This is a genomic window from Mesorhizobium subarcticum (assembly GCF_055456085.1).
In genome coordinates this window covers 837,300-862,821 of record NZ_CM144237.1, presented here as the reverse complement: position 1 = coordinate 862,821, position 25,522 = coordinate 837,300, and the positions used below count along the sequence as shown (strand labels likewise).

20 protein-coding genes are annotated in these 25,522 nt (G+C 63.3%); 5 read left to right on the top strand and 15 right to left on the bottom strand.

Annotation, left to right across the window (positions count from 1 at the left end; translation table 11 throughout):
* Positions 1-3 precede the first annotated feature (3 nt).
* The 4 genes from gyrB to ACZYHG_RS03945 form a co-directional block, all read right to left on the bottom strand.
* The gene (gene gyrB / locus ACZYHG_RS03960; protein ID WP_464612635.1) at positions 4-2,475 is read right to left on the bottom strand and encodes a DNA topoisomerase (ATP-hydrolyzing) subunit B; all 2,472 of its coding nucleotides are present in this window, start codon (positions 2,473-2,475) and stop codon (positions 4-6) included.
* 145 nt (positions 2,476-2,620) lie between these two features.
* Positions 2,621-5,287 (bottom strand): caspase family protein, encoded by a 2,667-nt coding sequence (locus tag ACZYHG_RS03955; RefSeq protein ID WP_464612634.1) that lies wholly within the window; start codon positions 5,285-5,287, stop codon positions 2,621-2,623.
* Between the two features lie 47 nt (positions 5,288-5,334).
* Entirely contained in the window at positions 5,335-7,968 is a 2,634-nt protein-coding gene (locus ACZYHG_RS03950; protein ID WP_464612633.1) for a caspase family protein, read from the bottom strand.
* An 89-nt stretch (positions 7,969-8,057) separates the two neighbouring features.
* A complete protein-coding gene (locus ACZYHG_RS03945) occupies positions 8,058-8,627 on the bottom strand; it encodes an NADPH-dependent FMN reductase (RefSeq protein ID WP_464612632.1) in 570 nt (189 codons plus the stop codon).
* A 199-nt stretch (positions 8,628-8,826) separates the two neighbouring features.
* Here ACZYHG_RS03945 and ACZYHG_RS03940 point away from each other — a divergent pair, with 199 nt between their 5' ends.
* Positions 8,827-10,194: a cytochrome P450 gene (locus tag ACZYHG_RS03940; protein ID WP_464612631.1), complete on the top strand. Its 1,368-nt coding sequence runs from the start codon at positions 8,827-8,829 to the stop codon at positions 10,192-10,194.
* A gap of 159 nt (positions 10,195-10,353) precedes the next feature.
* Here the strand turns inward: ACZYHG_RS03940 and ACZYHG_RS03935 are convergent, their stop codons facing one another.
* The 7 genes from ACZYHG_RS03935 to ACZYHG_RS03905 form a co-directional block, all read right to left on the bottom strand.
* Positions 10,354-11,331: a complex I NDUFA9 subunit family protein gene (locus ACZYHG_RS03935; RefSeq protein WP_464612630.1), complete on the bottom strand. Its 978-nt coding sequence runs from the start codon at positions 11,329-11,331 to the stop codon at positions 10,354-10,356.
* 110 nt (positions 11,332-11,441) lie between these two features.
* Positions 11,442-11,894, bottom strand: coding sequence for a DoxX family protein (locus ACZYHG_RS03930; protein ID WP_464612629.1), 453 nt, complete (start codon positions 11,892-11,894; stop codon positions 11,442-11,444).
* Positions 11,895-12,240: 346 nt separating this feature from the next.
* Complete coding sequence (locus ACZYHG_RS03925; protein WP_464614614.1) at positions 12,241-13,242, bottom strand: Ldh family oxidoreductase; 1,002 nt, start codon at positions 13,240-13,242, stop codon at positions 12,241-12,243.
* Positions 13,243-13,384: 142 nt separating this feature from the next.
* A complete protein-coding gene (locus ACZYHG_RS03920; RefSeq protein WP_464612628.1) occupies positions 13,385-14,194 on the bottom strand; it encodes an ABC transporter permease in 810 nt (269 codons plus the stop codon).
* Positions 14,194-14,907 carry an ABC transporter permease gene (locus tag ACZYHG_RS03915; protein WP_464614613.1) on the bottom strand — a complete coding sequence of 238 codons (714 nt, stop codon included), beginning with the start codon at positions 14,905-14,907 and terminating at the stop codon, positions 14,194-14,196. The genes ACZYHG_RS03920 and ACZYHG_RS03915 overlap by 1 nt, the downstream gene beginning before the upstream one ends.
* A gap of 160 nt (positions 14,908-15,067) precedes the next feature.
* On the bottom strand, positions 15,068-15,868 hold the full coding sequence (locus ACZYHG_RS03910; RefSeq protein WP_464612627.1) for a transporter substrate-binding domain-containing protein: 801 nt from the start codon (positions 15,866-15,868) through the stop codon (positions 15,068-15,070).
* 55 nt (positions 15,869-15,923) lie between these two features.
* The gene (locus ACZYHG_RS03905) at positions 15,924-16,736 is read right to left on the bottom strand and encodes an ABC transporter ATP-binding protein (protein ID WP_464614612.1); all 813 of its coding nucleotides are present in this window, start codon (positions 16,734-16,736) and stop codon (positions 15,924-15,926) included.
* 219 nt (positions 16,737-16,955) lie between these two features.
* Here ACZYHG_RS03905 and ACZYHG_RS03900 point away from each other — a divergent pair, with 219 nt between their 5' ends.
* The 3 genes from ACZYHG_RS03900 (at position 16,956) to ACZYHG_RS03890 (ending at position 20,358) form a co-directional block, all read left to right on the top strand.
* Entirely contained in the window at positions 16,956-17,804 is an 849-nt protein-coding gene (locus ACZYHG_RS03900) for a dimethylarginine dimethylaminohydrolase family protein (protein WP_464614611.1), read from the top strand.
* A complete protein-coding gene (locus ACZYHG_RS03895) occupies positions 17,801-19,417 on the top strand; it encodes a 5-guanidino-2-oxopentanoate decarboxylase (protein WP_464612626.1) in 1,617 nt (538 codons plus the stop codon). Before ACZYHG_RS03900 ends, ACZYHG_RS03895 begins: the two co-directional genes overlap by 4 nt.
* A 233-nt stretch (positions 19,418-19,650) precedes the next feature.
* Positions 19,651-20,358, top strand: coding sequence for an SDR family NAD(P)-dependent oxidoreductase (locus ACZYHG_RS03890; RefSeq protein WP_464612625.1), 708 nt, complete (start codon positions 19,651-19,653; stop codon positions 20,356-20,358).
* A gap of 111 nt (positions 20,359-20,469) precedes the next feature.
* On the opposite strand, the gene rpsA is transcribed toward ACZYHG_RS03890, so the two are convergent.
* The 4 genes from rpsA to aroA form a co-directional block, all read right to left on the bottom strand.
* Positions 20,470-22,167, bottom strand: a complete 1,698-nt coding sequence (gene rpsA / locus ACZYHG_RS03885) for a 30S ribosomal protein S1 (RefSeq protein WP_464612624.1) — start codon at positions 22,165-22,167, stop codon at positions 20,470-20,472.
* Positions 22,168-22,376: 209 nt separating this feature from the next.
* Positions 22,377-23,027 carry a (d)CMP kinase gene (gene cmk / locus ACZYHG_RS03880; protein ID WP_464612623.1) on the bottom strand — a complete coding sequence of 217 codons (651 nt, stop codon included), beginning with the start codon at positions 23,025-23,027 and terminating at the stop codon, positions 22,377-22,379.
* A gap of 65 nt (positions 23,028-23,092) precedes the next feature.
* A complete protein-coding gene (locus ACZYHG_RS03875) occupies positions 23,093-23,455 on the bottom strand; it encodes a hypothetical protein (protein ID WP_464612622.1) in 363 nt (120 codons plus the stop codon).
* 86 nt (positions 23,456-23,541) lie between these two features.
* Entirely contained in the window at positions 23,542-24,900 is a 1,359-nt protein-coding gene (gene aroA, locus ACZYHG_RS03870) for a 3-phosphoshikimate 1-carboxyvinyltransferase (protein WP_464612621.1), read from the bottom strand.
* Between the two features lie 207 nt (positions 24,901-25,107).
* Between aroA and ACZYHG_RS03865 the strand changes: the two genes are divergently transcribed.
* Positions 25,108-25,497, top strand: a complete 390-nt coding sequence (locus ACZYHG_RS03865; RefSeq protein ID WP_027032688.1) for a TIGR02300 family protein — start codon at positions 25,108-25,110, stop codon at positions 25,495-25,497.
* Positions 25,498-25,522 lie beyond the last annotated feature (25 nt).

Sequence of the window (25,522 nt, the reverse complement as noted above, 5' to 3'; positions counted from 1 at the left end):
GCATCAGATATCCAGATTGGCGACCGACAATGCGTTGTCCTGGATGAACTCGCGTCTCGGCTCGACCTCGTCGCCCATAAGGCGCGAGAACAGGCTGTCGGCATCGGTCGCATCGTTGACCTTGACCTGCAGCAGCGAGCGTACATTCGGGTCGAGCGTGGTTTCCCAGAGCTGCTCGGCGTTCATCTCGCCAAGACCCTTGTAGCGCTGCATGGTCAGCCCCTTGCGGCCGGTCGCAAAGACGGCGTTGAGCAGGGCCAGCGGACCCGAAACGATTTCCGAGACATCCTTGCGGCGCAGGACCGGCGGCGACCCGTAGATTTCGGTCAGACGCTGTGCGTAGCGGTCTAGCTGGCGCGCATCGGCCGAATTGATCAGCGCCAGGTCGAGGTGGGCGTATTCCTTGACACTTCGCACGGTGCGCTCGAAGACATAGCCGCCAGTGCCCTCATTCGAGGTCGACATACGGCCGGTCCAGCCGCGCTCGGTGTCCTCGGCGATGATGTCGAGGCGTTTTGCAATGCGGTCCGCCATCGCATTGGCTCGGCCAAGGTCGTCGAATACATCTGGATTGAGCCCGCCGGCGATCGCCGCCTGCTCGACCACGCCCCTGTTGTAGCGTGTGTGCAGCCCGTTGATCAGCTGGCGCACGGCCAGCGCATCGTCGATGGCGCCGCGCAGATCCTGTCCCGTTCGCACCTCACCTGAGCCGAGCGACAGGGAGGCCTCCTCAAGTCCCGAGCCGATCAGGAATTCCTCGAAGGCGCTCTCGTCCTTGATGTATTGCGAACTCTTGCCGCGCGTCACTTTGTAGAGCGGCGGCTGGGCGATGTAGAGATGGCCACGCTCGATCAGTTCCGGCATCTGCCGGAAGAAGAAGGTGAGCAGCAAGGTCCTGATGTGGGCGCCGTCGACGTCGGCGTCGGTCATGAGGATGATCTTGTGATAGCGCAGCTTGTCGGCGTTGAACTCGTCCTTGCCGATCGATGTGCCGAGCGCGGTGATCAGCGTGCCGATCATCTCGGAGCCGAGCATGCGGTCGAAGCGCGCCCGCTCGACATTGAGGATCTTGCCGCGCAGCGGCAGGATCGCCTGGTTCTGGCGCGAACGGCCGCCCTTGGCCGAGCCGCCGGCGGAATCACCCTCGACGATGAAGATTTCGGATTTCGCCGGATCGCGTTCCTGGCAGTCAGCCAGTTTGCCGGGCAGGGACGTGACGCCAAGCGAGCTCTTGCGGGTGATGTCGCGCGCCTTGCGCGCCGCTTCACGCGCCGCCGCGGCCTGGATCACCTTGTCGATGACCACCTTGCCCTCGGACGGATGCTCTTCCAGCCAGGTGCCGAGCGCCTCGTTGACCAGCCCCTCGACCACCGGACGGACTTCCGACGAAACCAGCTTGTCCTTGGTCTGCGAGGAGAATTTCGGGTCGGGAACCTTGACCGACAGCACCGCCGTCAGCCCTTCGCGGCAATCGTCACCGATCAGCGAGACCTTTTCCTTCTTGGTCAGGCCCGAGGACTCGCCATAGCCGGTGATTTGGCGCGTCAGCGCGCCACGGAAACCGGCCAGATGGGTGCCGCCGTCGCGCTGCGGGATGTTGTTGGTGAACGCTAGCACGTTCTCGTGGTAGCTGTCGTTCCACCACATCGCCACTTCGACGGTGATGCCGTCGCGCTCGGCCTTGATGGCGATCGGCGTCTCGATCAGCGGCTTCTTGACCCGGTCGAGATATTTGACGAACTCTTCCAGCCCGCCATCATAGTGGAGCTCATGGCGCACAATGTCGGCGTGGCGGGCATCGGTCAGAATGATGCGAACGCCGGAATTGAGGAAGGCGAGCTCGCGCAGCCGGTGCTCCAGCGTGCCGAAGTCGAATTCGACCATGGTGAAGGTTTCGGATGACGGGAAGAAGGTGATCTGGCTGCCGCTGCGTCCCTCATAGGTGCCCGGCTGCTTGTTTTGCTCATAGCTGCCCGTCGCCTTCAGCGGCGCATCGGCATTGCCGTGCGTGAAGCTCATCTCGAAGATCTGGCCGTTGCGCCGGATCTTGAGCTTCAGCCATGCCGAAAGGGCGTTGACCACCGAGACGCCGACGCCATGCAGACCGCCTGAGACTTTGTAGGAGTTCTGGTCGAATTTGCCGCCGGCATGCAGCTGCGTCATGATCACTTCGGCCGCGGAAATGCCTTCGCCGGTGTGGATATCGGTCGGAATGCCTCGGCCATTGTCGATCACCGTCACCGAACCATCGGGGTTGAGCGTCACGGTGACGAGGTCGGCGTGACCGGCCAGGGCCTCGTCGATGGCGTTGTCGACCACCTCATAGACCATGTGATGCAGGCCTGAACCGTCGTCGGTGTCGCCGATATACATGCCGGGGCGTTTGCGGACAGCGTCCAAGCCCTTCAAAACCTTGATGGAATCGGCGCCGTATTCGGCCTCGGCGCCGTTGGTGTTCTCGGTCTGGTCGCTCATGAAAACCTGTTGTCTAGATGCCGCTTGTACAGCGCGAAAAATCGGCCCCGAATCGCGCGTCTGATATCGACTAGATATAGGCGCTAAAGGCGGTTTTTCCAAGGTTTGCGGGCATTTCCGGGCTGAATCCTGGGCTGGCAGCCGGCTATTTTTTTCGAGCGCCGAATTTGGCGAGAAGATCGCGCAGATATTTGATCGTGGATTTGTCCCGGGGCGCCAGCCGGCCCGTGCGGTCGAGCTCCAGCGTCAGGGTCAGCGCCTTGGTCAGCACCGCCTTCGGATCTTTCGCCACATAGGCATAGTTGATGTAGGCCTGCACCAGATCGAATTGCCAGATCGCATTGTTGGGATCGGACTGGGCCAGTCGCTGGCGGATCGCGAGGCTGGCTTCGAAGGCCTTCTTGGAGCCCTCGAAGTGGCGCTGCTTGGTCTCCAGCATGCCGATTTCCGAGAACGTGATCGACAGGTCGCGCTGCCAGTCGGAATTGGCCGGGTCGAGCTTGGCCAGCCGGTCCGCAATGACAAGGCTGTCCTGGTAGTTTTGCAGTGCGCCGCTGACATCGCCCTGGGCATCGAGCACACCGGCGACCTTTTCCAGACAGACCGACAGGTCGCGCTGCCATTCGGTGTTGCCCGGGTCCTCAGCGGCAAGTTCACGCATCACAGTCAGCGCTTGCTGATAGGAAGCCAGCGCCGCCGGCCAGTCCTGCTGGTCGTTGAGCGCGTTGCCGACCTTGTCGTAACTGATCGACAGGTCGCGTCTCAGGTCGGTATCGTTGGGGTCGCGGCGCACCAGCTCTTGGGCGATCGCCTGGCTCTTGGCGTAGGCAGCGAGCGCACCGGCGGCGTCGCCGCGCTCGCGCAGCACGTCACCAATCCGCTCCTGGCTGACAGCGACAGCGCGCTGGCGCTCAGGGTCATCGGGTTTGTTCTCGGCCAGCACAAGCCGAATTCTCAGGCTCTCTTCAAAGGCCGTCTGGGCGCCGTCCAACTGGCCGGCGGTCCGGGCAAGGTCGCCGATTTCATCATAGGTAATCGTCAGGTCGCGCAGCAGATCGGCGCTGTTCGGCTCGGCATTGGCCAACTGCTGCTTGATCGACAGGCTCTGCTGATAGGCCTGGGCCGCCGCGCCCACATCGCCTTGCGTCGCCAGCACATTGCCGATCTTGTCATTGGCCATGGCAAGATCATCAAGCCAGTTTTTCTTGTCCGGCACGCTTGCGGTCAGGTCCTGCAGCATGTCCCGGGCCGCCTCATAATTTTCCAGGGAGGTTGGCAGGTCGCCTTGCGCCATCTCTATGTTGGCGAGCTTGATGTGGCTGATGGCGAGATCACGCTTGACGCTGGGGTCGGTTTCCTGACGCGACCGCTGCTCGAGATTGGCCACCAGCGCGGTAAAGGCGCGGCCGGCCGCCTCGACATTGCCCACCGTCGTATAGAGAATACCGAGTTCCTCCAGCGTGCGGCTCTGGCGATCGGCCTGTTCCAGGTTGAGCGAGGTCTGCCCGGCCTCGCCATACAGCGACAGCACCGTTTCATAGTCCCTGATGGCCGTGGCGTAGTCGAGATCGGCGCGCGCGGCACCGCCGGACAGATAGACCGTGGCGGCTTCGGACAGGGTGCGGCTGACGAAATTGACCTTCAGTGCCTGGCGCGAGACATTGTCGATATCGGCGGCCTTGGCGAGGATCGCACGAGCGCCGTCGAAGGCACCGAGCGACAACTGCTCCTCGGCCTGCCGGCGCAGATCCGTCACCTGCGGATCGTCGGAGGCGAGCGTCTTCATTTCGCTGCGCACCTTGACGAAGGCGTCGGCAGCCTCGCGCAGTCTGGCATTCAGGCTGTCCGCCGACAGATGGCTGGTGTCGGTGCCGATCAGCGCCCCATAGAGCGGCGCCAGCGGCATGTCGGCATCACTGGCGATCTGCTCAACCTCGCCGCGCATTTCCGGCGTCACATCGGCCATGGCCAGCAGCAGCCGCTCGCGTTCCGGCAGCTGTTCCTTGGCCGCGGCGGCGAAGAAGAGTTTCGGAAGGCCGCTCTCGACATAAGGCAGCTGCTTGCCGCGCGACAGGTCATAGACCTCCTGCTGCACCAGCGTCAGCACCGAGCGGATTTCGAGCCCGTCCGTGCCGAGATATTTGGTCAGCGCCGTGGTGAAGGGCGAGTTCTGGCCGGTGCCGTCGGCGGCCGTCTCGCCGGGCGCGGCCGAAAAGGCAAACAGGATGTTTTCCGCCCGGCCGATACGGCCGAGACCTGGCTTGACCTTGTCAACGACATCCTTCGCCAACGACGTCGCCCCGCGCCCCTCGCCGTTGCCGCCCGCGAACGGATCGCTGCGGCAGGCATCGAGCACGATAAGCCCGACCTTGGCGGTGGCGGCGACCGCAGCGCGCACCTCTTCCAGCGGCAGGCTGGTCTTGTCCAGCGCGTCGAGCGAGGAGGCATCGGCATCGACCGGCAGCAGCCGGTTGTCGCCCGAGATTTCGACGCCATGACCGGAGAAATAGACCAACGCCACATCGGCACCCTTGGCGTCCTCGCGGAAATCATCGAGCGCACGCCGCATGCGCCGGAGGTCGCGGTTGGTTTCGAGAACGACCTTGAAGCCGAGCGTCTTCAACGCCGCTTCCATCGCCTCGCCGTCATGGATGGGATTGGCGAGCGGCCGGACCAGCCGGTAGTCGCCATCGGCGATGACCAATGCCACGCGCCGCTCCGCCACCGCGGTGGCGGTGGTCGCAAGCATCAGCAGCAGGGCAAACAGCAAACGCAAATCGAACCGCCCCCGGCTCAGTCCTATGCCGACCATTCCATCTCTTTATGGCGCGAGCAAGCCAGGCCGAAAAACCGGCTCTTTCACTTGGCCGGAGCGTCGAGCTGCTTGAGCCGCTTGCGCAACTCATCCGGGATCCAGGCGTCGGTGGGCGATAGGATTCCGGTCTGCTGCATGTCGGACGCGATCTTGAGCGCGGCCGTCAGATTCGAACGGACATCAAGGCCCATCTCGGCCATTTTGAAATGGTCGATGACCATGTCGCGCAGCCACATCGAATTGTCCGGATCGATGGCAGAGAAGCGCACGGCGATGTCGAGCGACTGCTGGTAGAATTGCGTGGCGAGATCCTTGTTATCAGTTCTTGCCAGGAGATCGCCGATCTTGCCGCAATTGATCGCCAGGTCGCGTTGCCAAAGGCTGTTGCTGGCGTCGTTTCCGGTGAGGGCAAGCGATGCATCGAGTGCGGATTTGTAAGCGGACAGCGCCGCGTCCGGCTCGCCATTCGCCAAGTGCGCGTCGGCCATCTTGCTGTAGTTGATTTCGAGATCGCGCAGCCATCGCGTGTTGCTCTGGTCGGTCTTGACCAGCATTTCCCAGATGTGGTTGGCCTTGTTGTAGGCGGCAAGAGCCTCTGCATTCGCCCGCAGATTGAGCTGCGCGTCGCCGATGCTGTCATGCAGGATCGCGATATCCCGCTGGCCCTCGAGATTTTCGGGATCGGCACTGGCAAGGGCCGAACTCACGCTCAAGCCGGCCTGATAGGAAACGATCGCGTCCTTGTATTCGCCTAGTATCTGCAGGCTGTCGCCGATCTTGGTGTAGGAAACGCAAAGATCGCGCTGCCAGGAGAGATTGCCGGGGTCCAGTGCCGTCAGCTTGCGCCATATCGCAAAGCCCGAACCAAAGGCGTCGAGGGCTCCGTTGTAATCGCCCTCCATGATCAGCACGTCACCGATCGAATCATGGGCCACGCCGAGCCGGCGCTGCCAGGCAACATTGTCGGGTTCGAGCCCGGCCACCCGTTTGGAAATGTCCAGCGACTTCTGGTAATAGGGCATCGCGTCCTTGAGATTGCCCTGTGAGCGTAGGACGTAGCCGATGCGGTCGTAGGCAAAGGAGAGATCGCTCTGCCATTCGAGCTCGGTCGGAGCCGCGGCAGCGACCTTCTCGGCCATGCCAGCCGATGCCTGGTAATCGGCAAGGCCATCGGCGAGCTTGCCCTGGGCGACGGCGGTATCGCCCATCTTGTCCAGACTGAGCGAAACATCCCGCTGCCAGAGAATATTCGTTGGATCGATGCCGGCGCGTCTTGTCGATCCTTCGTTCCATTCCTTGTAGGCCTTGGCGGCGTCATCCAGCCTGCCCAGCGTCGTATAGACGTCGCCCAGCCGGGCAAGCGTCAGAAGCTGCTGCAGCCGGTCGTCAGCCGGAATGTCCTCGCCATTGACCTCGCGGTAAAGCGCTGTCGCCTTCTCATAGCCATCCGCGGCTAGCTGGTATCTCAAAAGAGCGCTTGCCGCACCGCCTTCGAGCGAATGGGTTGCCGCTTCCGAAAGCGTGCGTTCCACATAATTGGCCTTCAACTGCTGGCGCGAATCCTTGTCGATTCCGGCGGCATCGGCGAGCTTGGCACGAGCGGCGTCAAAAGCACCGAGCGAGAGCTGTCGTTCCGCCTCCTGCCGCAACTGCGTAACCGCAGGGTCGCCCGAGGCCAGCGTGGTCATTTCCCGTTGCACCTTGACGAAGGCATCCGCGGCCTCCCTGAGCTTGGCAGCGCGTTGCTCGGGACCGAGCGCGGCAAGATTCTCGGACAGCAGCGCGCCATAGAGAGGCGCCAGCGGCATGTCGGCATCGCTGGCGATCTGCTCGACCTCGCCGCGCATGTCCGGCGTCACATCGGCCATGGCCAGCAGCAGCCGTTCGCGCTCCGGCAGCTGTTGCTTGGCCGCCGTGGCGAAGAACAGTTTTGGCAGGCCGCTTTCGACATAAGGCAGCTGTTTGCCGCGCGACAGGTCATAGACCTCCTGCTGCACCAGTGTCAGCACCGAGCGGATCTCCAACCCGTCCGTGCCGAGATATTTGGTCAGCGCCGTGGTGAAGGGCGAGTTCTGGCCGGTGCCGTCGGCGGCTGTCTCGCCAGGCGCGGCCGAAAAGGCGAACAGGATGTTTTCCGCTTTCCCGATGCGGCCGAGACCTGGCTTGACCTTGTCAGAGACATCCTTCGCCAGCGAGGTCGCGCCACGACCGTCGCCGCTGCCCCCCGCGAACGGATCGCTGCGGCAGGCATCGAGCACGATAAGCCCGACCTTGGCGGTGGCGGCGACCGCAGCGCGCACCTCTTCCAGCGGCAGACTGGTCTTGTCCAGCGCGTCGAGCGAGGAGGCATCGGCATCGACCGGCAGCAGCCGGTTGTCGCCCGAGATTTCGACGCCATGACCGGAGAAATAGACCAGCGCCACATCGGCGCCCTTGGCGTCCTCGCGGAAATCATCGAGCGCACGCCGCATGCGCCGGAGGTCGCGGTTGGTTTCGAGAACGACCTCGAAGCCGAGCGCCTTCAACGCGGCTTGCATCGCCTCGCCATCATGGAGGGGATTGGCCAAGGGCCTGACCAGCCGGTAGTCGTCCTCGGCCATGACCAGCGCCACGCGCCGCTCCGCCACCGCTGTGGCGGTAACAGACAAGAACACCAGCAAGGCAAGCAGCAAACGCACGTCGAACCGCCCCCGGCTCAGTCGCTTGCTGACAATTCCACCTCTTTATGGCGCGAGCAAGCCGGGCATTTGCCCAAAACCCGGCTCTTTCAGGCGGCGCGCATCGGTTTCAACGCCTCGCTCCAGCGCGACAGCTCGTCCAGCATGGTCTTGGCCCCGTTGGCAACCAGCTCGTTGGCGCTGAAAGCGCCGCTCTTGTCGAGAAGCGTCTGATACATCGGCAGTGCAATGCCTTCTGGGATCGGCATGATGCCAACCGCCGCCAGCAGCGGCTTCAAGGCCTGCGCCGCGCGCAGTCCGCCGGAGACGCCGCCATAGCTGAGGATGCCTGCCGGCTTGTATTTCCATTCCCGCGCGAGATAGTCGATCGCGTTGACGATCGCCGGGGCCGCGAAATAATTGTACTCCGGCGCCACGAACACAAACGCGTCACCGGCACCGATCGCCTTTGACCAGGCCTTGGTATGGTCGTTCTGATAGTTGCCGAGCCTGGGATGATGCGGTTCGTCCAGCACCGGCAGGTTGAAAGCGTGGATGTCGGTCAAGACCGGCTCGAACTTTCCGTGCTCACGCGCGAACGTCTCCAGCCACTCGGCAAAAACCGGACCGGCGCGGCCAGGCCGCGTGCTGCCGATGATGATGTTCAACTGGTGCTTCAAGACGGGCTCCTTTGTCGGCGGTATCTGTTGGTAACTGTCACTACGGCAGAGTGTTGTGGCGGACAAGGTTGGACGTCTGGCCGAACGGTCACGATCGGATGAACAGACTGTCTGCCTCGTGCCGCGACTTGCCTGCCGTTCGGTCACATGGACGCCCGGATTGCCAGCCACTACATTCATAAGAGCAGCGGAGCACTTCATGGACATCCAGCCCGCCCCTTTCGTTCCACCAGCACCGAAGCCGCGCACAACGCCGCCTTCGACGCTGGAGATGATCCGCATTGTCTACCGCAATCCGCTCGAACTGTGGGGTGAGCACACCTACAACGAGCCCTGGGTTTCGGCGAGCGGGGTTGGTGGACATCTGATCGTCGCCAATGATCCCGGCCTCATCCGCCATGTGCTGGTCGACAACGCCAAGAACTATAAGATGGCGACGGTGCGCCAGAAGATCCTGCGGCCGATCCTGCGCGATGGCCTGCTGACCGCCGAGGGCGAGGTGTGGAAGCGATCGCGCAAGGCGATGGCGCCGGTCTTCACGCCGCGCCACATCTTCGGCTTCGCCCAACCGATGCTGAAACGCACGCAAGAGTTCGTCGCCCGCTACGAACAGGGCGGCACATCCGATATCGCCCACGATATGACGTTGCTCACCTACGACATCCTGGCCGAGACGCTGTTCTCGGGCGAGATCGCGGGCGAGCCGGGCAGTTTCGCCAACGAGATCGACCGCCTGTTCGAGACCATGGGCCGCGTCGATCCGCTCGACCTGTTGCGCGCGCCCGACTGGCTGCCGCGGCTCACCCGCATCCGTGGCCGTAAGACCATGGCCTATTTCCGCAAGATCGTCACCGACACGGTCAAGATGCGCGAGGAGAAATTCAGGCGCGATCCTGACGCCGTGCCGCAGGATTTCCTGACCCTGCTGCTCAAGGCCGAAGGCCCGGAGGGACTGACGCGGGCGGAGGTCGAGGACAACATCATCACCTTCATCGGCGCCGGCCATGAGACGACGGCCCGCGCGCTGGGCTGGACGCTTTACTGCCTCGCCGAATCGCCCTGGGAGCGCAACCGGGTCGAGCAGGAGATCGATGAGGTGCTGGCGCGAGAACCCGATCCGACGAAGTGGCTCGACGCCATGCCGCTAACACGCGCCGCCTTCGACGAGGCGCTCCGGCTCTATCCGCCGGCGCCGTCGATCAACCGTGAGCCGATCGAGCCGGAGATGTGGAAGGATCTTTATATCCCCAAACACGCGGCCGTGCTGGTCATGCCTTGGGTTGTGCACCGCCACAGGAAATTATGGGACCGGCCGGATGCCTATCTGCCCGAACGGTTCCATCCGGGAAATCGCGAAAAGATCGACCGCTTCCAGTACCTGCCGTTCGGCGCGGGGCCACGCGTCTGCATCGGTGCAAGCTTTGCCATGCAGGAGGCGATCATCGCGCTCGCCATCCTGCTGTCGCGCTTCCGCTTCGATACCACGGCCGAGACCAAGCCTTGGCCGGTGCAGAAACTGACCACACAGCCTCAAGGCGGTTTGCCGATGCAGGTCACACCCCGCTAGGCATGCAGATATTCAGGTGATGCCGGCCTGCGAACGATGGCTTACTGCGCTTCCGGTGCTCACGTACTTGAGTACGCTCCGCTCCGGTTCTCGTAACCCATCGTTCTCGACTCGGCCTGACCTGAATCTCGACACGCCTAGAGCTTGTGCTGCTAGGGCTTAAGCCGCGGGCTTGCGCTGCTGGAACTGGCCGGCGGCGCGGAAACGCCAGAGGTAGCTGGGAAGGATCGTCGCGATCGATTGCGGCTGGATGCCAAGCCCGGTGAGTGTCCGGTTGGCCTTGGCGGCGGCTTCCGAAACGACGTTGTGCTCGCGTAGCTGCATCACCTGGTCCTTGGTCAGCAGCGGATTGGGCAACAGGCCCAGGATCGAGGCCTGGATATTCGCCACCCACCACGGCACAGGTACCAGCAGGCGCTTGCGCTCGATGACGGCGAGCAACTCCTCCATGCACTCCTTGAAGGTGAGCACATTGGGGCCGCCCAGCTCGTAGATCTGGCCGCCATTGATCTTGCCGTCGACCGAGCGCGCCACCGCTTCGGCGACGTCGCCGACATAGACCGGCTGGAACTTGGTCTGGCCGCCGCCGATCAGCGGCAGCACCGGCGAATAACGCGCCATGTTGGCAAAACGGTTGAAGAACTCGTCTTCCGGGCCGAAAATGATCGACGGCCGAAAGATCACCGCGTTGCCGATCGTCTCCAGCACGGCCTTTTCGCCAAGCGCCTTGGTGCGTGCGTAGTCCGATTCGGAGTCCAGATCGGCGCCAAGCGCGGAAATATGGGTCAGCCCGGCACCAACGGAGCGCGCCGCTTCGGCGATGGCGCGGGAACCGAATTCGTGCACGGCGGAGAATTTCTGCCGGCCGGTCTCATGCAGGATGGCGACCAGGTTGACGACGTGGTCAGCGCCCTGCACGGCGCGGTCGACCGACCAGCGCATGCGCACATTGGCCTGCACCGGCTGGATCTGGCCGACATTGCCCAGCGGCTGGAGATGGCCGGCAAGATCGGGCCGCCGGCAGGCGACCCGGATGCGGTAGCCACGCTTGGCCAGCGCGCGCACGACATGGCGGCCGACAAAACCAGACCCGCCAAAGACGACGACGAGCTTTGGGGTCTGCAGGATTTCGGTCATGGCTGGCTCCGGCGCACGTTCCAGATGGCTTGGCTGAAGCCGTTTCATAGTCGGTTTTGCGCCAAAGGCAAAGGGCGACGCGTCGTCGCGTCACCCTTCTTGAAGGCTTGTTAGAATGCCTTGCCGATGCGGGCGTCAACCGCGTGCCGGTTGCCGCCGCGAATGACGAAGAAGAGCAGGATCGCCGCCCATAGCAGCGAATTTTCCGCGCCCGAAAAGACTTGGCCCATGGTGACCCAATGGAACCAGACGGTGACCAGCAGCACGAACAGCCCGGCAAAGGCGGCCGGTCGAGTCAAAAACCCGATGGCGATCAAGATGCCGCCGAAAAACTCGGTGCAGGCCAAAAGCAGCGACCAGAAGGCGCCTGGATAGAAACCGAGGCCTTCGACCATCTCGGCAGCGCCGAAAGGATTGGTGATCTTCTGCGAGCCGTGGATGGTGAGAAACCCTCCGGCGACGACGCGCAGCACGGTTTCGCCGGCGTCATGCAGCGACGAATACAGGCGGCCAAGTGCGGGAATGATCAGTCTGCCGCGGGAAGCGTCGGTGGTTACGGACATCGTAGCTCCTGTTTTGTGGACATCCGTTCGCAAACGCCTGATGGCTTCCATCAAGTCAAGTTAACAAAAGTTAACTTTTATAATCAGGTTTGATCGTATGCGCGGGACGAAACGCAGAAAACCTCGCCGAAGCGAGGTTTTCCGGGTGAAACTCATGTCGAAACCAGGGTCCAACGAGGCGGCCTGACCTGAGACGGTATCAGCATGGCGTGAAGCAAGTACGCCCGCCTCAGCCCTTGACGCATCCGACAGAAGACACCGACCGGGCAAACCCGACCCGGACAGTTATTGGTCGCAGCCAGGCGCGGGAAGGTTCACCGAGGCGCGGAAAAATTTGTGATTTGCTTCAGGCCGAATAGCGTTCGGCGAATTCGGAAATGCGTTGCACCACCGCCTTGGGTGCGGTGATGCCGCGCGCCTGCGCCTTCTCAGCCGCCTCGGCCCTGGACCGGCCGGGCACATGCACGCCGAAGCGGCGACGCAGGCGGTCGAGCTGGTCCTTCATCCGCTGCTCGAAATCGGGATCCAGCAGCTTCGGCTCGACGGCAAGCACGAACAGGCCGGTTCCCGGGCTGTCCGGCCCGCCGCTGAACCATGGCGCGTCGAGCGACCAGTTGGCGCCCGATAGGCCGGCCGCCAGCACTTCGACCATCAGCGCGATGTTGGCGCCACGCTGACCGCCAAAGGCAAGCATGGCGCCCTTCATGGCGGCCGCCGGATCGGTGGTCGGATTGCCGCTGGCATCCAGCGCCCAGCCTTCGGGGATTTTCTTGCCGTCCTCGGCCGCCTTGCGGATGTTGACGTAAGCGGTGGCGCTCGACGACTGGTCGATGACCAGCGGCGCGCCGTCGGCGGCCGGCGCGGCAAACGACATCGGGTTGGTGCAATAGACCGGCTTGACCGAACCCGAACCGGCCAGCACGGCCGGGCCGTTGGTGGCCGCAAACGATACCAGCCCCTGCGTGGCCAAGCGTCCTGTGAAATAGCCGAGCGCGCCGCACGTATAGGCATTCTTCTGCGAGAAGATGGCGACGCCGAACAGTTTTGCCGCCTTGGCCAGGTCGTCGATGGTGCGGTCAAAGCCGGTATGCGCCAGCCCGCCGCGTGCGTCGGAGAGATAGACGGCCAGCGCCGGCCTTGTGATCACCGGATCGGCATTGCCGTCGATACGGCCGGCCTCCAGCGCTTCGAGATAGTCGATGAAATGCGTCAGGCCCACCGTAGAAAGCCCTTCGGCCTCGGCTGCGATAATCGACGCCGTGAGCGATTGCGCCGCTTCCTCATTGGCGCCGGCGCCGAGTGCCGCCATCCGGCACAGTCCTCTTGCCTGGTCGAGACTGAGTTGCATCATGGTCGTCCTGCGATTGCGGAAATCGGATTGCGTTGTCTGGACTGTGATTAGCAGCAGATAAGGTGGTGTTTATGTTGAAAATCGTCCGCGACTGCAACAAAAGCGGCGGACGCGTCCGCCGCTACCGCCCCGGCACGGGCTAGCCGATCTTGTTGGGGATCCGCGCCTCGATCCTGCTGAAGGCGAAGACCAGGATGCCGGTGATAGTCATGTAGATCAGCGCCAGCAGCAGCAGGGGTTCATAGGTGAGGTAGGTGTCCTGCCGCACCTTGCCCGCGACGGCGAAGATATCGATGACGCTGATCGTCGCCACCAGCGGTGTCGACTTCAGCTGCAGCACCGTCTCGCCGGTCAGCGTCGGCAGCGCCCTGTAGAAGGCCTGCGGCAGCCAGATGCGGCGGAAGATTTTCCAGCGGCTCATGCCAAAGGCACGAGCTGCCTCCAGCTGTCCCTTTGGCACGCCGGCAAAGGCACCGCGCATCACCTCGCCCTCGTAACCGGCGAAGGACAAGGTCAATGCCAGCACACCGTAGGGCCAAGCTTGCCGCAGATACGGCCACATCCAGGATTCACGGATCCACGGATATTGCGGAAACAGCGAACCCAGGCCGTAATAGAGCAGCCACAGCTGGATCAGCAGCGGCGTGCCCCGGATAACCGTGCAGAAGACCTTGGCGGGTGCGGCGAACCAGAAGGAGCCAGTGGCCTGCGCCAGCCCGAGCGGCACGGCGAACAGGAAGCCCAGCACGCAAGTGACGGCCAGGATCCACAGCGAGCGCCAGATGCCGAGCAGACCCATCTCGTAATATTGCGGCAGCCAGTCCCAGCGCATAAAGAATATCGCACCCAGAACCAGCCCCAGCGCGATCAGGATCAGCACGATGCGGTGCGGCTGCAGCCACAGCGACGTTCGCGCGACAACGTTGATGATGGCCGCTTCGTTGGCCATCAGCGCGCTTCCCTGAGCGAAGGCATGCCACGTCGCGACCAGGCCTCGACGCGGCCGATGAGGAAATTGGAAACCAGCGACAGCAGCAGGTAGAGCACGGCCGCGGCAAAGAAGAAGGTGAAATAGGCTTTGGTGACACCCGCGGCCTGCCGCGTTGCCAGCGCCAGTTCGTAGAACCCGACGACCGCCAGCAGGGCGGTGTCCTTGGTGGCGATCAGCCAGAGATTGGCAAGGCCCGGTATGGCGAAAGGCAGCATTGCCGGCAGCGTTATACGTCGCAGCATCAGGCCCGGCGACATTCCATAGGCACGGGCGGCTTCGATTTGCCCTTGCGGAATGGCGAGGATCGCGCCGCGTATAACCTCGGTCGAATAGGCGCCCTGGACGAAGCCGAGCACGGCGATGCCGGCGGCAAGGCCACTGATGTCGACGCGCTGGTAGCCCATTGCCGTCAGCGCCTGGTTGATCAGGTCGGTTCCGGCATAATAGAGCAGCAGGATCAGCACCAGTTCGGGCACCGCGCGCACGATCGTGGTGTAGACGGCCAGGAGGTCGCGCACCACGGGGCCGCCATAAAGCTTGCCGAAGGCGCCGCCCGTGCCGATCAAAAGGCCGAGGCAGGTGGCGCCGAGCGCGATCTCGATCGAATGCAGCAGTCCAAGTAAAAGCGTTCCGCCCCAGCCCGGCGGATTGGGCGAGAGAAGCTCGATGATGCCGGCCGCCGAGGCCGAAAGAAATGCGTCGATCAGCTTTGCCCCCAGATTGCTGGCATCAGCCGCTGGCCATTTTGGTCAGCGAAAGCGTGCGTGGACAGGTTCAGGCGAAACCGCACGGCGCACGATGCGCCGCGCGGTCACAAACCAGGCTTGCCAATCAGTTCGACTGCGCGCCACCGCCGCCGTAAATGTCGAAATCGAAGTATTTCTTCGAGATCTCGTCATATTTGCCGTTGGACCGGATCGCCTTGATGCCGGCGTTGATCTTTGCCTTCAGGTCGGTGTCTTCCTTGCGCACGCCGGCGCCCACGCCAGGTCCAAGCACCTCGTCGTCCGGCGCCACCATGCCCTTCAGGTCGCAGCAGGCCTTGCCCTGGTCGGACTTGAGGAATTCGCCAAGCGCGATGGAATCGGCCTGCACCGCATCGAGGCGGCCGGCGGCGAGATCGTTATTGGCTTCGTCCTGGGTCTGGTACTCCTTGATCTCGGAAGCCGTGGCGCCGAAGTGCTTCTTGGCGTAGACGGCGTGCACGGTCGAGACCTGGACGCCGATGACCTTGCCCTTGAGATCGTCCGGCCCCGGGCCGAATTTCTGATCCTTCGGTCCGATGATCGCCGTCGGCGTGTTGTAATACTTGTCCGAGAAGTCGATCGTCTTCTCGCGCTCGGCGGTGATCGACATGGACGAGACGATGAGGTCGATCTTCTTGGTGGTCAGCGCCGGGATGATGCCGTCCCAGGCAACCGGCGTGATGACGCAGTCGAGTTTCTCTTCAGCGCACACGGCGTCGATGAAGTCGATCTCCCAGCCGACCCATTTGCCTGAGGCATCCGGCGAGGTGAAGGGCGGATAGGGCTCGGCGGCAACGCCGATCTTGACCGGATCGGCCTTGGCCACGCCCATCGCGGCGACGCCGAGCAGCAGCGCTGCGGCGAATGTCTTCAGAACAGTCTTCATTTCACGACTCCCAGTTTGTTGTTGGTTCCCGGTTTTCTTCCGTCTCGGCCTGTCCCTAGCCGATGTTGCGGATGAACTGCTTCAGCCTTTCGGATTTCGGTGCGCCGAATATCTGTTCCGGCGGGCCTTCTTCCTCGACCAGCCCGTTGTAGAGATAGACGACATGGGTCGCGACCTCGCGGGCGAATTTCATCTCATGGGTGACCAGCACCATGGTGCGGCCCTCGCGCGCCAGGTCGCCGATCACCTTCAGCACCTCGCCGACCAGCTCCGGGTCGAGCGCCGAGGTCGGCTCGTCGAAAAGCATGACGCGTGGATTGATGGCGAGCGCGCGGGCGATCGCGGCGCGCTGCTGCTGGCCGCCTGAGAGATAGGCTGGATAGACATCGCGCTTTTCGGCAAGCCCGACGCGGACGAGCAGCTTTTCGGCCTGGGCGATCGCCTCGTCGCGCTTGACGCCCAGCACATGCACCGGAACCTCGATGACGTTCTCGATGAGCGTCATGTGGCTCCACAGGTTGAAGTTCTGGAACACCATGCCGAGCTTGGAGCGGATGCGCTCGATCTGTCTGCGGTCGGCCGGAACGGTGTGGCCGTGGCTGTCCGCCCTGAGTTTGATCTCCTCGCCATTGACGCGGATGATGCCGCTGGTCGGATTTTCCAGGCAGTTGATGCAGCGCAGCAGCGTCGACTTGCCGGAGCCCGAGCCGCCGATGATGGCGATGACCTCGCCATCGCGTGCCGACAGCGAAACGCCCTTCAGCACATGCAGCTCACCGAACTTCTTGTGCAGATTCTCGACATGGATGGCTTCGGCGGCGCCGTCCTGCGCCGTATGTTTCAATGCGGGTGCGGCGCCTTGAGCCATCATCCCCTCGACGCTCCACGGAGCGGTCGAGCTCGTCGCTGCTGGATTTTTTTACCCATTACCCGTCACTGGACAGAGTTCCCATTCTCAAGATGGACCGTTCCGCTTGCCTCCGTCAACCATGGTTTTTGGACCATTGATCACAGCTTGCTGTAGTGGTTAGTGGCGGCAGCGATGTTTCGGGAGAAATTAGTGGGCAAAACATACGGTTCGCAGTCCATGGCAGGGCCGCTCAAGCGCGTGCTGATGCGCTCCGCGTCGAGCGCCATGCGCCACGCCAGGGCACAGGAATGGCACTATGGCCCGGGTTTCGACCCACAAAAGGCCGCTGCCCAGCATGAACAGCTGACTGGCATGGTCGCGGCTGCGGGCGCTGAGATCGAATGGCTGACTGATGCCGATGACGGGCTGGCCGATTCCGTCTTCACCCACGACCCCTCGCTGATGACCGACCACGGCGCCATCATCCTCTCAATGGGCAAGGCGCTGCGCCGGCCCGAACCCGGCCTGCATGAGGCGGCCTATATCAGGATGGGCATTCCCATTCTCGGCCGCGTCGAGAGCCCCGGCCAGGTGGAGGGCGGCGACTGCGTCTGGGTCGATGCAAAAACCCTTGCCGTCGGCCGTGGCGTGCGCACCAACCAGGACGGTATCCAGCAGCTTTCGAACCTGCTCTCGCCGAAAGGCATTTCGGTTTTTGGCTTTGACCTGCCGCTCTGGCATGGCGAGGAAGCCTGCCTGCATCTGATGTCGGTGATCAGCCCGCTCGCCGACGATCTGGCGCTGGTCTATTCTCCGCTCCTGCCGGCCGCCTTCTACCAGATGTTGCGCGCGCGCGGCATCAAGCTGGTCGAGGGCGATGCCGGTGAGTTCATGGCCTCCAACGGCTTGAGCCTCAATGTGCTGCCGACCGCGCCGCACAAGGTGATCGCCGTTGCCGGCTTTCCCAAGACGGCGGCGGCCATGGAGGCGGCCGGCTGCACAGTCGCCACCTTCGAGGCGGACGCGCTCTGCATCGCCTGCGAGGGCGGCCCGACCTGCCTGACACGCCCGGTGCTGCGCCAATGATGACCAACGTGACGACCTCTGGGACGACCACCGGGCCGACCATCGGCGAAGCCCTCATCACGCTGCTCCAAGCCCATGGCGTCGACACAGTCTTCGGCATTCCGGGCGTGCACACGGTCGAGCTCTATCGTGGCCTGGCGCGCTCGAAAATCCGTCATGTCACGCCCCGCCACGAACAGGGCGCCGGCTTCATGGCCGACGGTTATGCCCGCGCCAGCGGCAGGCCGGGCGTCGCCTTCGTCATCACCGGACCGGGGCTGACCAACACCATCACCGCCATGGGCCAGGCGCGCGCCGATTCGGTGCCGATGCTGGTCATATCGGGCGTCAATGCCATGCCGACGCTGGGCAAGGGGCTGGGCTTCCTGCACGAGCTGCCGGACCAGCGCGGCATGATGGAGAAAGTGGCGCTGTTGTCGCAGAGGATCACCGAGGCCAGCGAATTGCCGGGTGCGCTGGCACAGGCCTTCGCCCTGTTGTCATCGTCACGCCCTGGCCCGGTGCATATCGAGATCCCGACCGATGTCATGGTCAAGCCGGCGGACGGCATTGCGGCCCTGTTGAGCAATGCAGCCCCGCCCGCGCCGGATGGTGAGGCGATAGCGAGTGCAGCCAAACTCATCGCCGCGGCCCGTCGCCCGCTCATCCTGGCCGGCGGCGGGGCCAAGCGCGCCGAGGCGCCGTTGCGGCGCCTGGCCGAAAAGCTCGGCGCACCGGTCGTCGAGACCACCAATGCGCGCGGCTTGCTGCACCGCCATCCGCTCTGCGTGCCGGCAAGTCCCAGCCTGAAGGCCGTCCGCGCACTGATGGCCGACGCCGATCTGGTGATTGCCGCCGGCACCGAATTCGGTCCGACCGACTATGACGGCTATGGCGATGGCGGTTTTGTGCTGCCCTCCAACCTGATCCGCATCGATATCGGCGCCGACCAGCTCGCGCGCCGCCCGGTGACGGTCGGCATCCAGGCCGACTGCGCCGAAGCAATCGAAGCCCTGCTCGCCGCGATCGGCTCCACGCATGTGGCCGCGCCAGATGGCGAGGGGCGCGCCACCTCGGTGCGGAAGGTTGCGTTTGCCGAGCTGAGCCCGGCCTATGTGGCGCAGGTGCATGCCGTGGAAATGATCCGCGACGCCTTGCCGGGTGCGATCATCGTCGGTGACTCGACGCAACCGGTCTATGCCGCCAACCTCTATTACGACCACGACCGGCCAGGCGGCTGGTTCAACGCCGCCACCGGCTTCGGCGCGCTTGGCTACGGCCCACCGGCGGCGATCGGCGCGGCACTGGCCATGCCCGATGCGCCGGTTGTCTGCCTGACGGGCGACGGCGGCTTCCAGTTCACGCTGCCGGAACTGGGTGCGGCACTTGATGCCGACGCGCCGGTCATTTTTGTGGTCTGGAACAACAGGGGCTATCGCGAGATCGAAACCTCGATGCTCGATGTCGGCGTCGAACCTGTTGGTGTGTCGCCGGCGCCGCCGGATTTCTGCAAGCTGGCCGAAGCCTATGGCATCACAGCCGAACGGCTGCCCGACATCGCAGCCTTGCCGCAGGCACTCCAGCGCGCCCGCGCAACTGGCTTGCCGCGTGTCATTGAAATCACGGTCGACTGAGAGTCCAGGCCGGCGTTGATTTCCAGCCTGCATCGGATCTTTCGCCGGCTTGCCTGTTACATGGCGCGCGCCGCACGGCTGGCGCTATCGCGCTTGCCGTCGTCCCGACGCATGCAAAGACGCAACAGCTGCCATGTCGAGATATCAATTGAGTGATCGCGCGAAAGGCGCGACGCTTCGCGTCGGGCGCGGCAATCAACATAATTATAAAAAGATGACAGGATCGGTCCAGGATGACGGAAACACTTGAAGGCAGGCATATCGTTGTGACCGGTGGAACCGGCGCGCTCGGCGGTGCGGTGGTTGGCCGGCTGCTGGAGCAGGGCGCGATCTGCCACGTGCCGAACGCGCATGCCGCGGCGCCCCAGCATTTTCCCTTCGCCGAGCATGAGAACGTCAAGCTGGCGCACAATGTCGACCTGTCGGACTCCGCCAAGGTTGAAGCCTTCTATGCTCAGGTTCCTGCCTTGTGGGGATCGATCCATCTCGCCGGCGGCTTTACCATGGCGCCGGTGGAAAAGATCGAATCGGCGTCCTTCGCCGAGATGATGGACACCAACGCCCGCACCACCTTCCTGTGCAGCCGCGCGGCTGTCCGCTCGATGCTGGCGTCGGGCACATCAGGCCGCATCGTCAATGTCACCGCGCGCGCCGGGCTCGACCCCAGGCGCGGCGCCGGCATGGTCGCCTACACCGCCAGCAAGGCGGCGGTGGCGGCCATGACGGTGGCGATGGCGGAAGAGCTCAAGGCCAAGGGCATCCTGGTCAATGCCGTGGCGCCGTCGACGCTCGACACGCCGGCGAACCGCGCGGACATGCCGGATGCCGATTTCGCCAAATGGGTCAGCCTCGAAGCCGCCGCCGAGGCGATCGCCTATCTTGCCTCGCCCGCCAACCAGGCGATGAGCGGAACGCTGGTGCCGCTCTACGGCCGGGCCTGAGTCCCAGGCACCTTTCCTCACTCTAAGACGTAAGCCAAAGAAAAACCCCGCCGGATCGCTCCGGCGGGGTTTTGTACGAGGTGGCGTCGCTCGCCGGAGCGCGCGGTGGCCTTAGCTGCCCTGCTTCTTCAGCGCGGCACCCAGAATGTCGCCCAGCGAAGCGCCGGAGTCGGTCGAGCCATACTGAGCAACGGCTTCCTTCTCTTCGGCGATTTCCAGCGCCTTGATCGAGACCTGCAGCTTGCGGGTCTTCTTGTCGAAGGCGATGACGCGGGCATCGACCTTCTGGCCGACGGTGAAGCGCTCGGGGCGCTGCTCGTCGCGGTCGCGGCTCAAGTCGGAGCGCTTGATGAAGGTCTCTATGCCGCTTTCCACCAGCCGCACTTCCAGACCGCCATCCTTGACGCCGATGACTTCACAGGTGACGACGGCGTTCTTGCGCAGTTCGCCGCTGTTGGCCGCTTCGCCGACCGTATCCTTGGCCAGCTGCTTGATGCCGAGCGAGATCCGCTCCTTCTCGATGTCGACGTCGAGCACCTGCGCCTTGACCATGTCGCCGCGATTGTACTCTTCGATGACCTGCTCGCCCGGACGGGTCCAGTCGAGGTCGGAAAGGTGCACCATGCCGTCCACGTCGCCTTCCAGGCCGATGAACAGGCCGAACTCGGTCTTGTTCTTGACCTCGCCCTCGACCTGGCTGCCGACCGGATGGGTGCGCGCGAAGGCTTCCCATGGGTTTTCCAGCGTCTGCTTGAGGCCGAGCGAAATGCGGCGCTTGGCCGGATCGACCTCGAGCACCACCACGTCGACTTCCTGCGTCGTCGACAGGATCTTGCCGGGATGCACGTTCTTCTTGGTCCACGACATTTCCGAAACGTGGATGAGGCCTTCGATGCCCGGCTCCAGCTCGACGAACGCGCCGTAGTCGGTGATGTTGGTGACGGTACCCTTGATCTTCTTGCCGATCGGGAACTTGGTGCCGATCTCGGACCACGGATCGCTCTCGAGCTGCTTCATGCCGAGCGAGATGCGGTGGGTTTCCTGGTTGATGCGGATGATCTGCACCTTGACCGTCTGACCGATGTTGAGGATTTCGGTCGGATGGTTGACGCGGCGCCAGGCCATGTCGGTGACATGCAGCAGGCCGTCGATGCCGCCGAGGTCGACGAACGCACCGTAGTCGGTGATGTTCTTGACGACGCCTTCGACAACCTGGCCTTCTTCGAGATTCTGCACGATTTCCGAACGCTGTTCGGCGCGGCTCTCCTCGAGCACGGTGCGGCGCGACACCACGATGTTGCCGCGGCGGCGATCCATCTTGAGGATCTCGAAGGGCTGCGGGTTGTGCATTAGCGGGGAGACGTCGCGGATCGGGCGGATATCGACCTGGCTGCGCGGCAGGAAGGCCACGGCGCCGTCGAGGTCGACGGTGAAGCCGCCCTTGACCTGGTTGAAGATGACGCCTTCTACGCGCTCGCCCTTGGTGAATTTCTCTTCGAGACGGACCCAGCTCTCTTCGCGGCGGGCCTTTTCACGGGAAAGCATCGCTTCGCCAAGCGCGTTCTCGATGCGCTCGACATAGACTTCGACGGTGTCACCGACCTTGAGGGTGGTGTCCTTGCCCTTGACGCCGAATTCCTTCAGCGGCACGCGGCCTTCGACCTTGAGGCCGACGTCGATGATCGCCATGTCTTTTTCAATGGCGGTGATGATGCCCTTGACGACCTGGCCTTCGCCGGAATGGCCGGCGGTAAATGATTCTTCAAGCAGGCTCGCGAAATCGTCGCGAGTGGGATTTGCAGCTGACATATTTTCTCCTGGAGTGCCCCGCATCTAGAAGCGGGACGGCGCCGTGGGTTAGCGTTGCGTTGGCCTGCCGGCGTTCCGGGCTTTAAAAAGCCCTGGGCCGCTTTCTAGGCGGCAATTCCGGCGCATGAAGAATGCTGGCAGGCTGGTTCGTGCCCGATATGGGTATTTTCTGCGCTTCCGGCAACGGAAACACGGGGAGAAAACCCGGATCAGGCCTTGTTTCTCCTGGCCAGCACGTCATCAACGATCGCCATGGCCGCGAGAAACGCGGCTTCTATAGCCATTTCGCTGGTATCAAGCAAGTGCGCGTCGGCGGCCGGCTTCAGCGGCGAGTCGGCACGGCCCATGTCGCGCTCGTCGCGACGCGCGATATCGGCGAGGATTTCAGCAAAGTTGGCGGTGCCGCCGATGCTTTCGATCTCGGCCAGCCGGCGCCTTGCCCGCACCTCCGCGCTCGCCGTCACATAGAGTTTGATGTCGGCATCGGGGCACACGACCGTGCCGATGTCGCGCCCGTCCAGCACCGCGCCCGGCGGCGTCTTGGCGAAGTCGCGCTGCTTTTCAACCAGGATGCGCCGCACGGTCGGGAACACCGCGACCTTTGAGGCCGCCTCGCCGACGGCATGCGCAGACAGGACCGTACGGTCGAGCTTGGCCAAATCGACCTGTCGGGCAGCGGTTTCGGCGGCCGAGACATTGTCGAGCGGCAGCGCGTACTGGATGAGCGCGTAGGCGACCGCGCGATAGGTGAGACCCGTGTCGAGCAGGTTCAGCCGGTAGTGGTCGGCGAGCCGCCGGGCGAGCGTGCCCTTGCCGGCACCGGCGGGGCCGTCGATGGCGATGGTGAAGGTCGAAGTCATGGACGACAACAAGCCGAGAACCGGCCTCAATGCAATATGCCACTATGGGGTTTGACCAAGTCCCGTCAACGCGAAACGGGCCGCGCAAATGTCCTAAGCAGGTAGAATACCCAACCCAGTACATGGCCGAAAAAATATACACTGAGGATCGCATAGCCACCCATTGCGAAAAATATCGCCTTTGGTGGCATGTCGATTTTTATAAGTTCGAGCACCCAACCGAAGTGCAGGCCGTATGTGCACCCTATCGGCCCGCAAGAAGAGCCCATGCTCGCAACGGTAAGCCCGACCCAAGATGCCCCGAGCAAACCGAGGCCTATGAGTGAATAGTTCCGCTCATTGATCATCTTGGCCACGGATATGGCCTTCGCTATGACCAAAACGACACCTGCGACGAGCGCAAGCAAAATCGAGGCAAGAATACTCATGGCCCTTCCCAATGTTCGTACGACCTTGAAGGGCCGACCTTAAAGAACAATTGAGTTCGTAGCCAAATTTGACGGCAATTCCAGGTTCACGAGATCTCCGCGCCCAGCCCCTTCATCAGTCCCATGAACTCCGGAAAGCTGGTCGCGATCATGGCGGCGTCATCGATGGTCACCGGCTTTTCCGTCGCCAGCCCCATCACCAGAAAACTCATGGCGATGCGGTGGTCGAGATGGGTCTGCACCGTCGTGTCCTGACCATTGGGATGGCCGCCCAGGCCCTTGCCGCCTGGTTTGCCGCGCACGGCAAGCGACGCTTCGCCCTCGGTGCAGTCGACGCCGTTGAGCTTCAGCCCGTTGGCGACCGCCGACAGCCGGTCGGATTCTTTCACCCGCAGCTCTTCCAGCCCCTGCATCAGCGTTTCGCCTTCGGCGAAGCTCGCGGCAACAGCCAGCACCGGATATTCGTCGATCATCGATGGTGCCCGCTCCGGCGGAACAGTGACGCCCTTGAGTTCGGAGTAACGCACGCGCAGGTCGGCCACATCCTCGCCACCGGCATTGCGCGGGTTCAAGATGTCGATCTCGCCGCCCATTTCCTGCAAAGTGAGCAGCAACCCGGTACGCGTCGGGTTCATCAGGACGTTTTCGATCACGATGTCCGAACCCGGCACGATGAGCGCGGCGACCAGCGGAAAGCCGGCCGAGGACGGGTCGCCCGGCACGGCGATCGTCTGGCCGGTGAGCTTGCCCTGACCCTCGATGAAGATGTGGCGCACGCCGCGTTCGTCGGTCGAGACCGAGAGGTTCGCGCCAAATCCCTTGAGCATCTTTTCGGTGTGGTCACGCGTCATCACCGGTTCGATGACGGTGGTGATACCCGGCGTGTTGAGGCCGGCGAGCAGTACCGCCGATTTCACCTGCGCCGAGGCCATCGGCACGCGGTAGGTGATAGGTGCGGCGTGCTTTGGTCCATGCAGCGTGATCGGCATGCGGTCGCCGGGTGTCGCCTTCAGCACCTGCACGCCCATCTGCCGCAAGGGTTCGAGCACGCGGCCCATCGGCCGGCCCGACAGCGAGGCATCGCCGATGAAGGTCGTTTCCATGTCGTAGGTGCCGACAAGGCCCATGGTGAGCCGCGAGCCGGTGCCGGCATTGCCGAAATCGAGTGGAGCTTCCGGCTGCAGGAGTGCGCCATTGCCGGTGCCGCGGATCACCCACTCGGCGCCGTGCTTTTCTATATGCGCGCCCATCGCCTTCATGGCGGCAGCGGTGCGCATTACGTCCTCGCCTTCGAGCAGGCCGGTGACGCGGGTTTCGCCGGAGGCGAGACCGCCGAACATCATGGAGCGGTGTGAGATCGACTTGTCTCCCGGCACGCGGGCCGTGCCGGAAAGGGCGGATGATTTGCGAGCGGTGGCCGGCTTGGGAGCGGCGGCGTGAGACATGGAATTTCCCTGGACGGAATGCCGGCGCGCCGGCGCTTTTCATTTGTTGCGGCGGTCTCGTATCACGGCGGGTCGAAATGGTCATCCCCAAAGCTCGTCACTTGGCGCGAGGCCTTTCAGTGCTTGGTTTTGTGACGCCGGCTTTTCGCTTTGACAGCGCTGCAAACTGTGGTTAAGGGGACCACTCTTTTATTGACGAGGCTTGCCGTGGCAAAAAACGAACTTGGCACAAAGCGTGTCGACCCTGAAACGGGTCGGAAGTTTTACGACCTGAACAAAGACCCGATCGTCTCGCCTTACACCGGCAAGACCTATCCGCGTTCCTATTTCGAGGACGGCAAGATCGCCGCCATCGAAGAGGAAGAGGAAGTTGCCGAGAAGGAAGTGGACGCCGAGGAAGAGGAAGGCGTGGAGGTCGTGTCGCTCGAAGAGGCCGACGAGGACGTCAAGGGTGACGATCTGCCGGATCTCGGCGACGACGAAGACGATGTCGACCTGGGCGACGACGAGGATGACACCTTCCTTGCCGACGAAGAGGAAGAAGACGACGACGTTGCCGACATGATCGGCGTCGGTGACGACGACGACGAGGTCTGATCGCCTCCGGCGAAAGGCGTTTGCC

Bases quoted from the DNA above. Each gene is read 5' to 3' on its own strand.
- ACZYHG_RS03895 (WP_464612626.1), top strand. From the start codon at position 17,801: ATGATGACCAACGTGACGACCTCTGGGACGACCACCGGGCCGACCATC.
- ACZYHG_RS03920 (WP_464612628.1), bottom strand. From the start codon at position 14,194: ATGGCCAACGAAGCGGCCATCATCAACGTTGTCGCGCGAACGTCGCTG.
- cmk (WP_464612623.1), bottom strand. From the start codon at position 23,027: ATGACTTCGACCTTCACCATCGCCATCGACGGCCCCGCCGGTGCCGGC.
- ACZYHG_RS03910 (WP_464612627.1), bottom strand. From the start codon at position 15,868: ATGAAGACTGTTCTGAAGACATTCGCCGCAGCGCTGCTGCTCGGCGTC.
- ACZYHG_RS03940 (WP_464612631.1), top strand. From the start codon at position 8,827: ATGGACATCCAGCCCGCCCCTTTCGTTCCACCAGCACCGAAGCCGCGC.
- gyrB (WP_464612635.1), bottom strand. From the start codon at position 2,475: ATGAGCGACCAGACCGAGAACACCAACGGCGCCGAGGCCGAATACGGC.
- ACZYHG_RS03905 (WP_464614612.1), bottom strand. From the start codon at position 16,736: ATGGCTCAAGGCGCCGCACCCGCATTGAAACATACGGCGCAGGACGGC.
- ACZYHG_RS03900 (WP_464614611.1), top strand. From the start codon at position 16,956: ATGGCAGGGCCGCTCAAGCGCGTGCTGATGCGCTCCGCGTCGAGCGCC.
- ACZYHG_RS03925 (WP_464614614.1), bottom strand. From the start codon at position 13,242: ATGCAACTCAGTCTCGACCAGGCAAGAGGACTGTGCCGGATGGCGGCA.
- ACZYHG_RS03935 (WP_464612630.1), bottom strand. From the start codon at position 11,331: ATGACCGAAATCCTGCAGACCCCAAAGCTCGTCGTCGTCTTTGGCGGG.
- rpsA (WP_464612624.1), bottom strand. From the start codon at position 22,167: ATGTCAGCTGCAAATCCCACTCGCGACGATTTCGCGAGCCTGCTTGAA.
- ACZYHG_RS03875 (WP_464612622.1), bottom strand. From the start codon at position 23,455: ATGAGTATTCTTGCCTCGATTTTGCTTGCGCTCGTCGCAGGTGTCGTT.
- ACZYHG_RS03890 (WP_464612625.1), top strand. From the start codon at position 19,651: ATGACGGAAACACTTGAAGGCAGGCATATCGTTGTGACCGGTGGAACC.
- ACZYHG_RS03955 (WP_464612634.1), bottom strand. From the start codon at position 5,287: ATGGTCGGCATAGGACTGAGCCGGGGGCGGTTCGATTTGCGTTTGCTG.
- ACZYHG_RS03930 (WP_464612629.1), bottom strand. From the start codon at position 11,894: ATGTCCGTAACCACCGACGCTTCCCGCGGCAGACTGATCATTCCCGCA.
- aroA (WP_464612621.1), bottom strand. From the start codon at position 24,900: ATGTCTCACGCCGCCGCTCCCAAGCCGGCCACCGCTCGCAAATCATCC.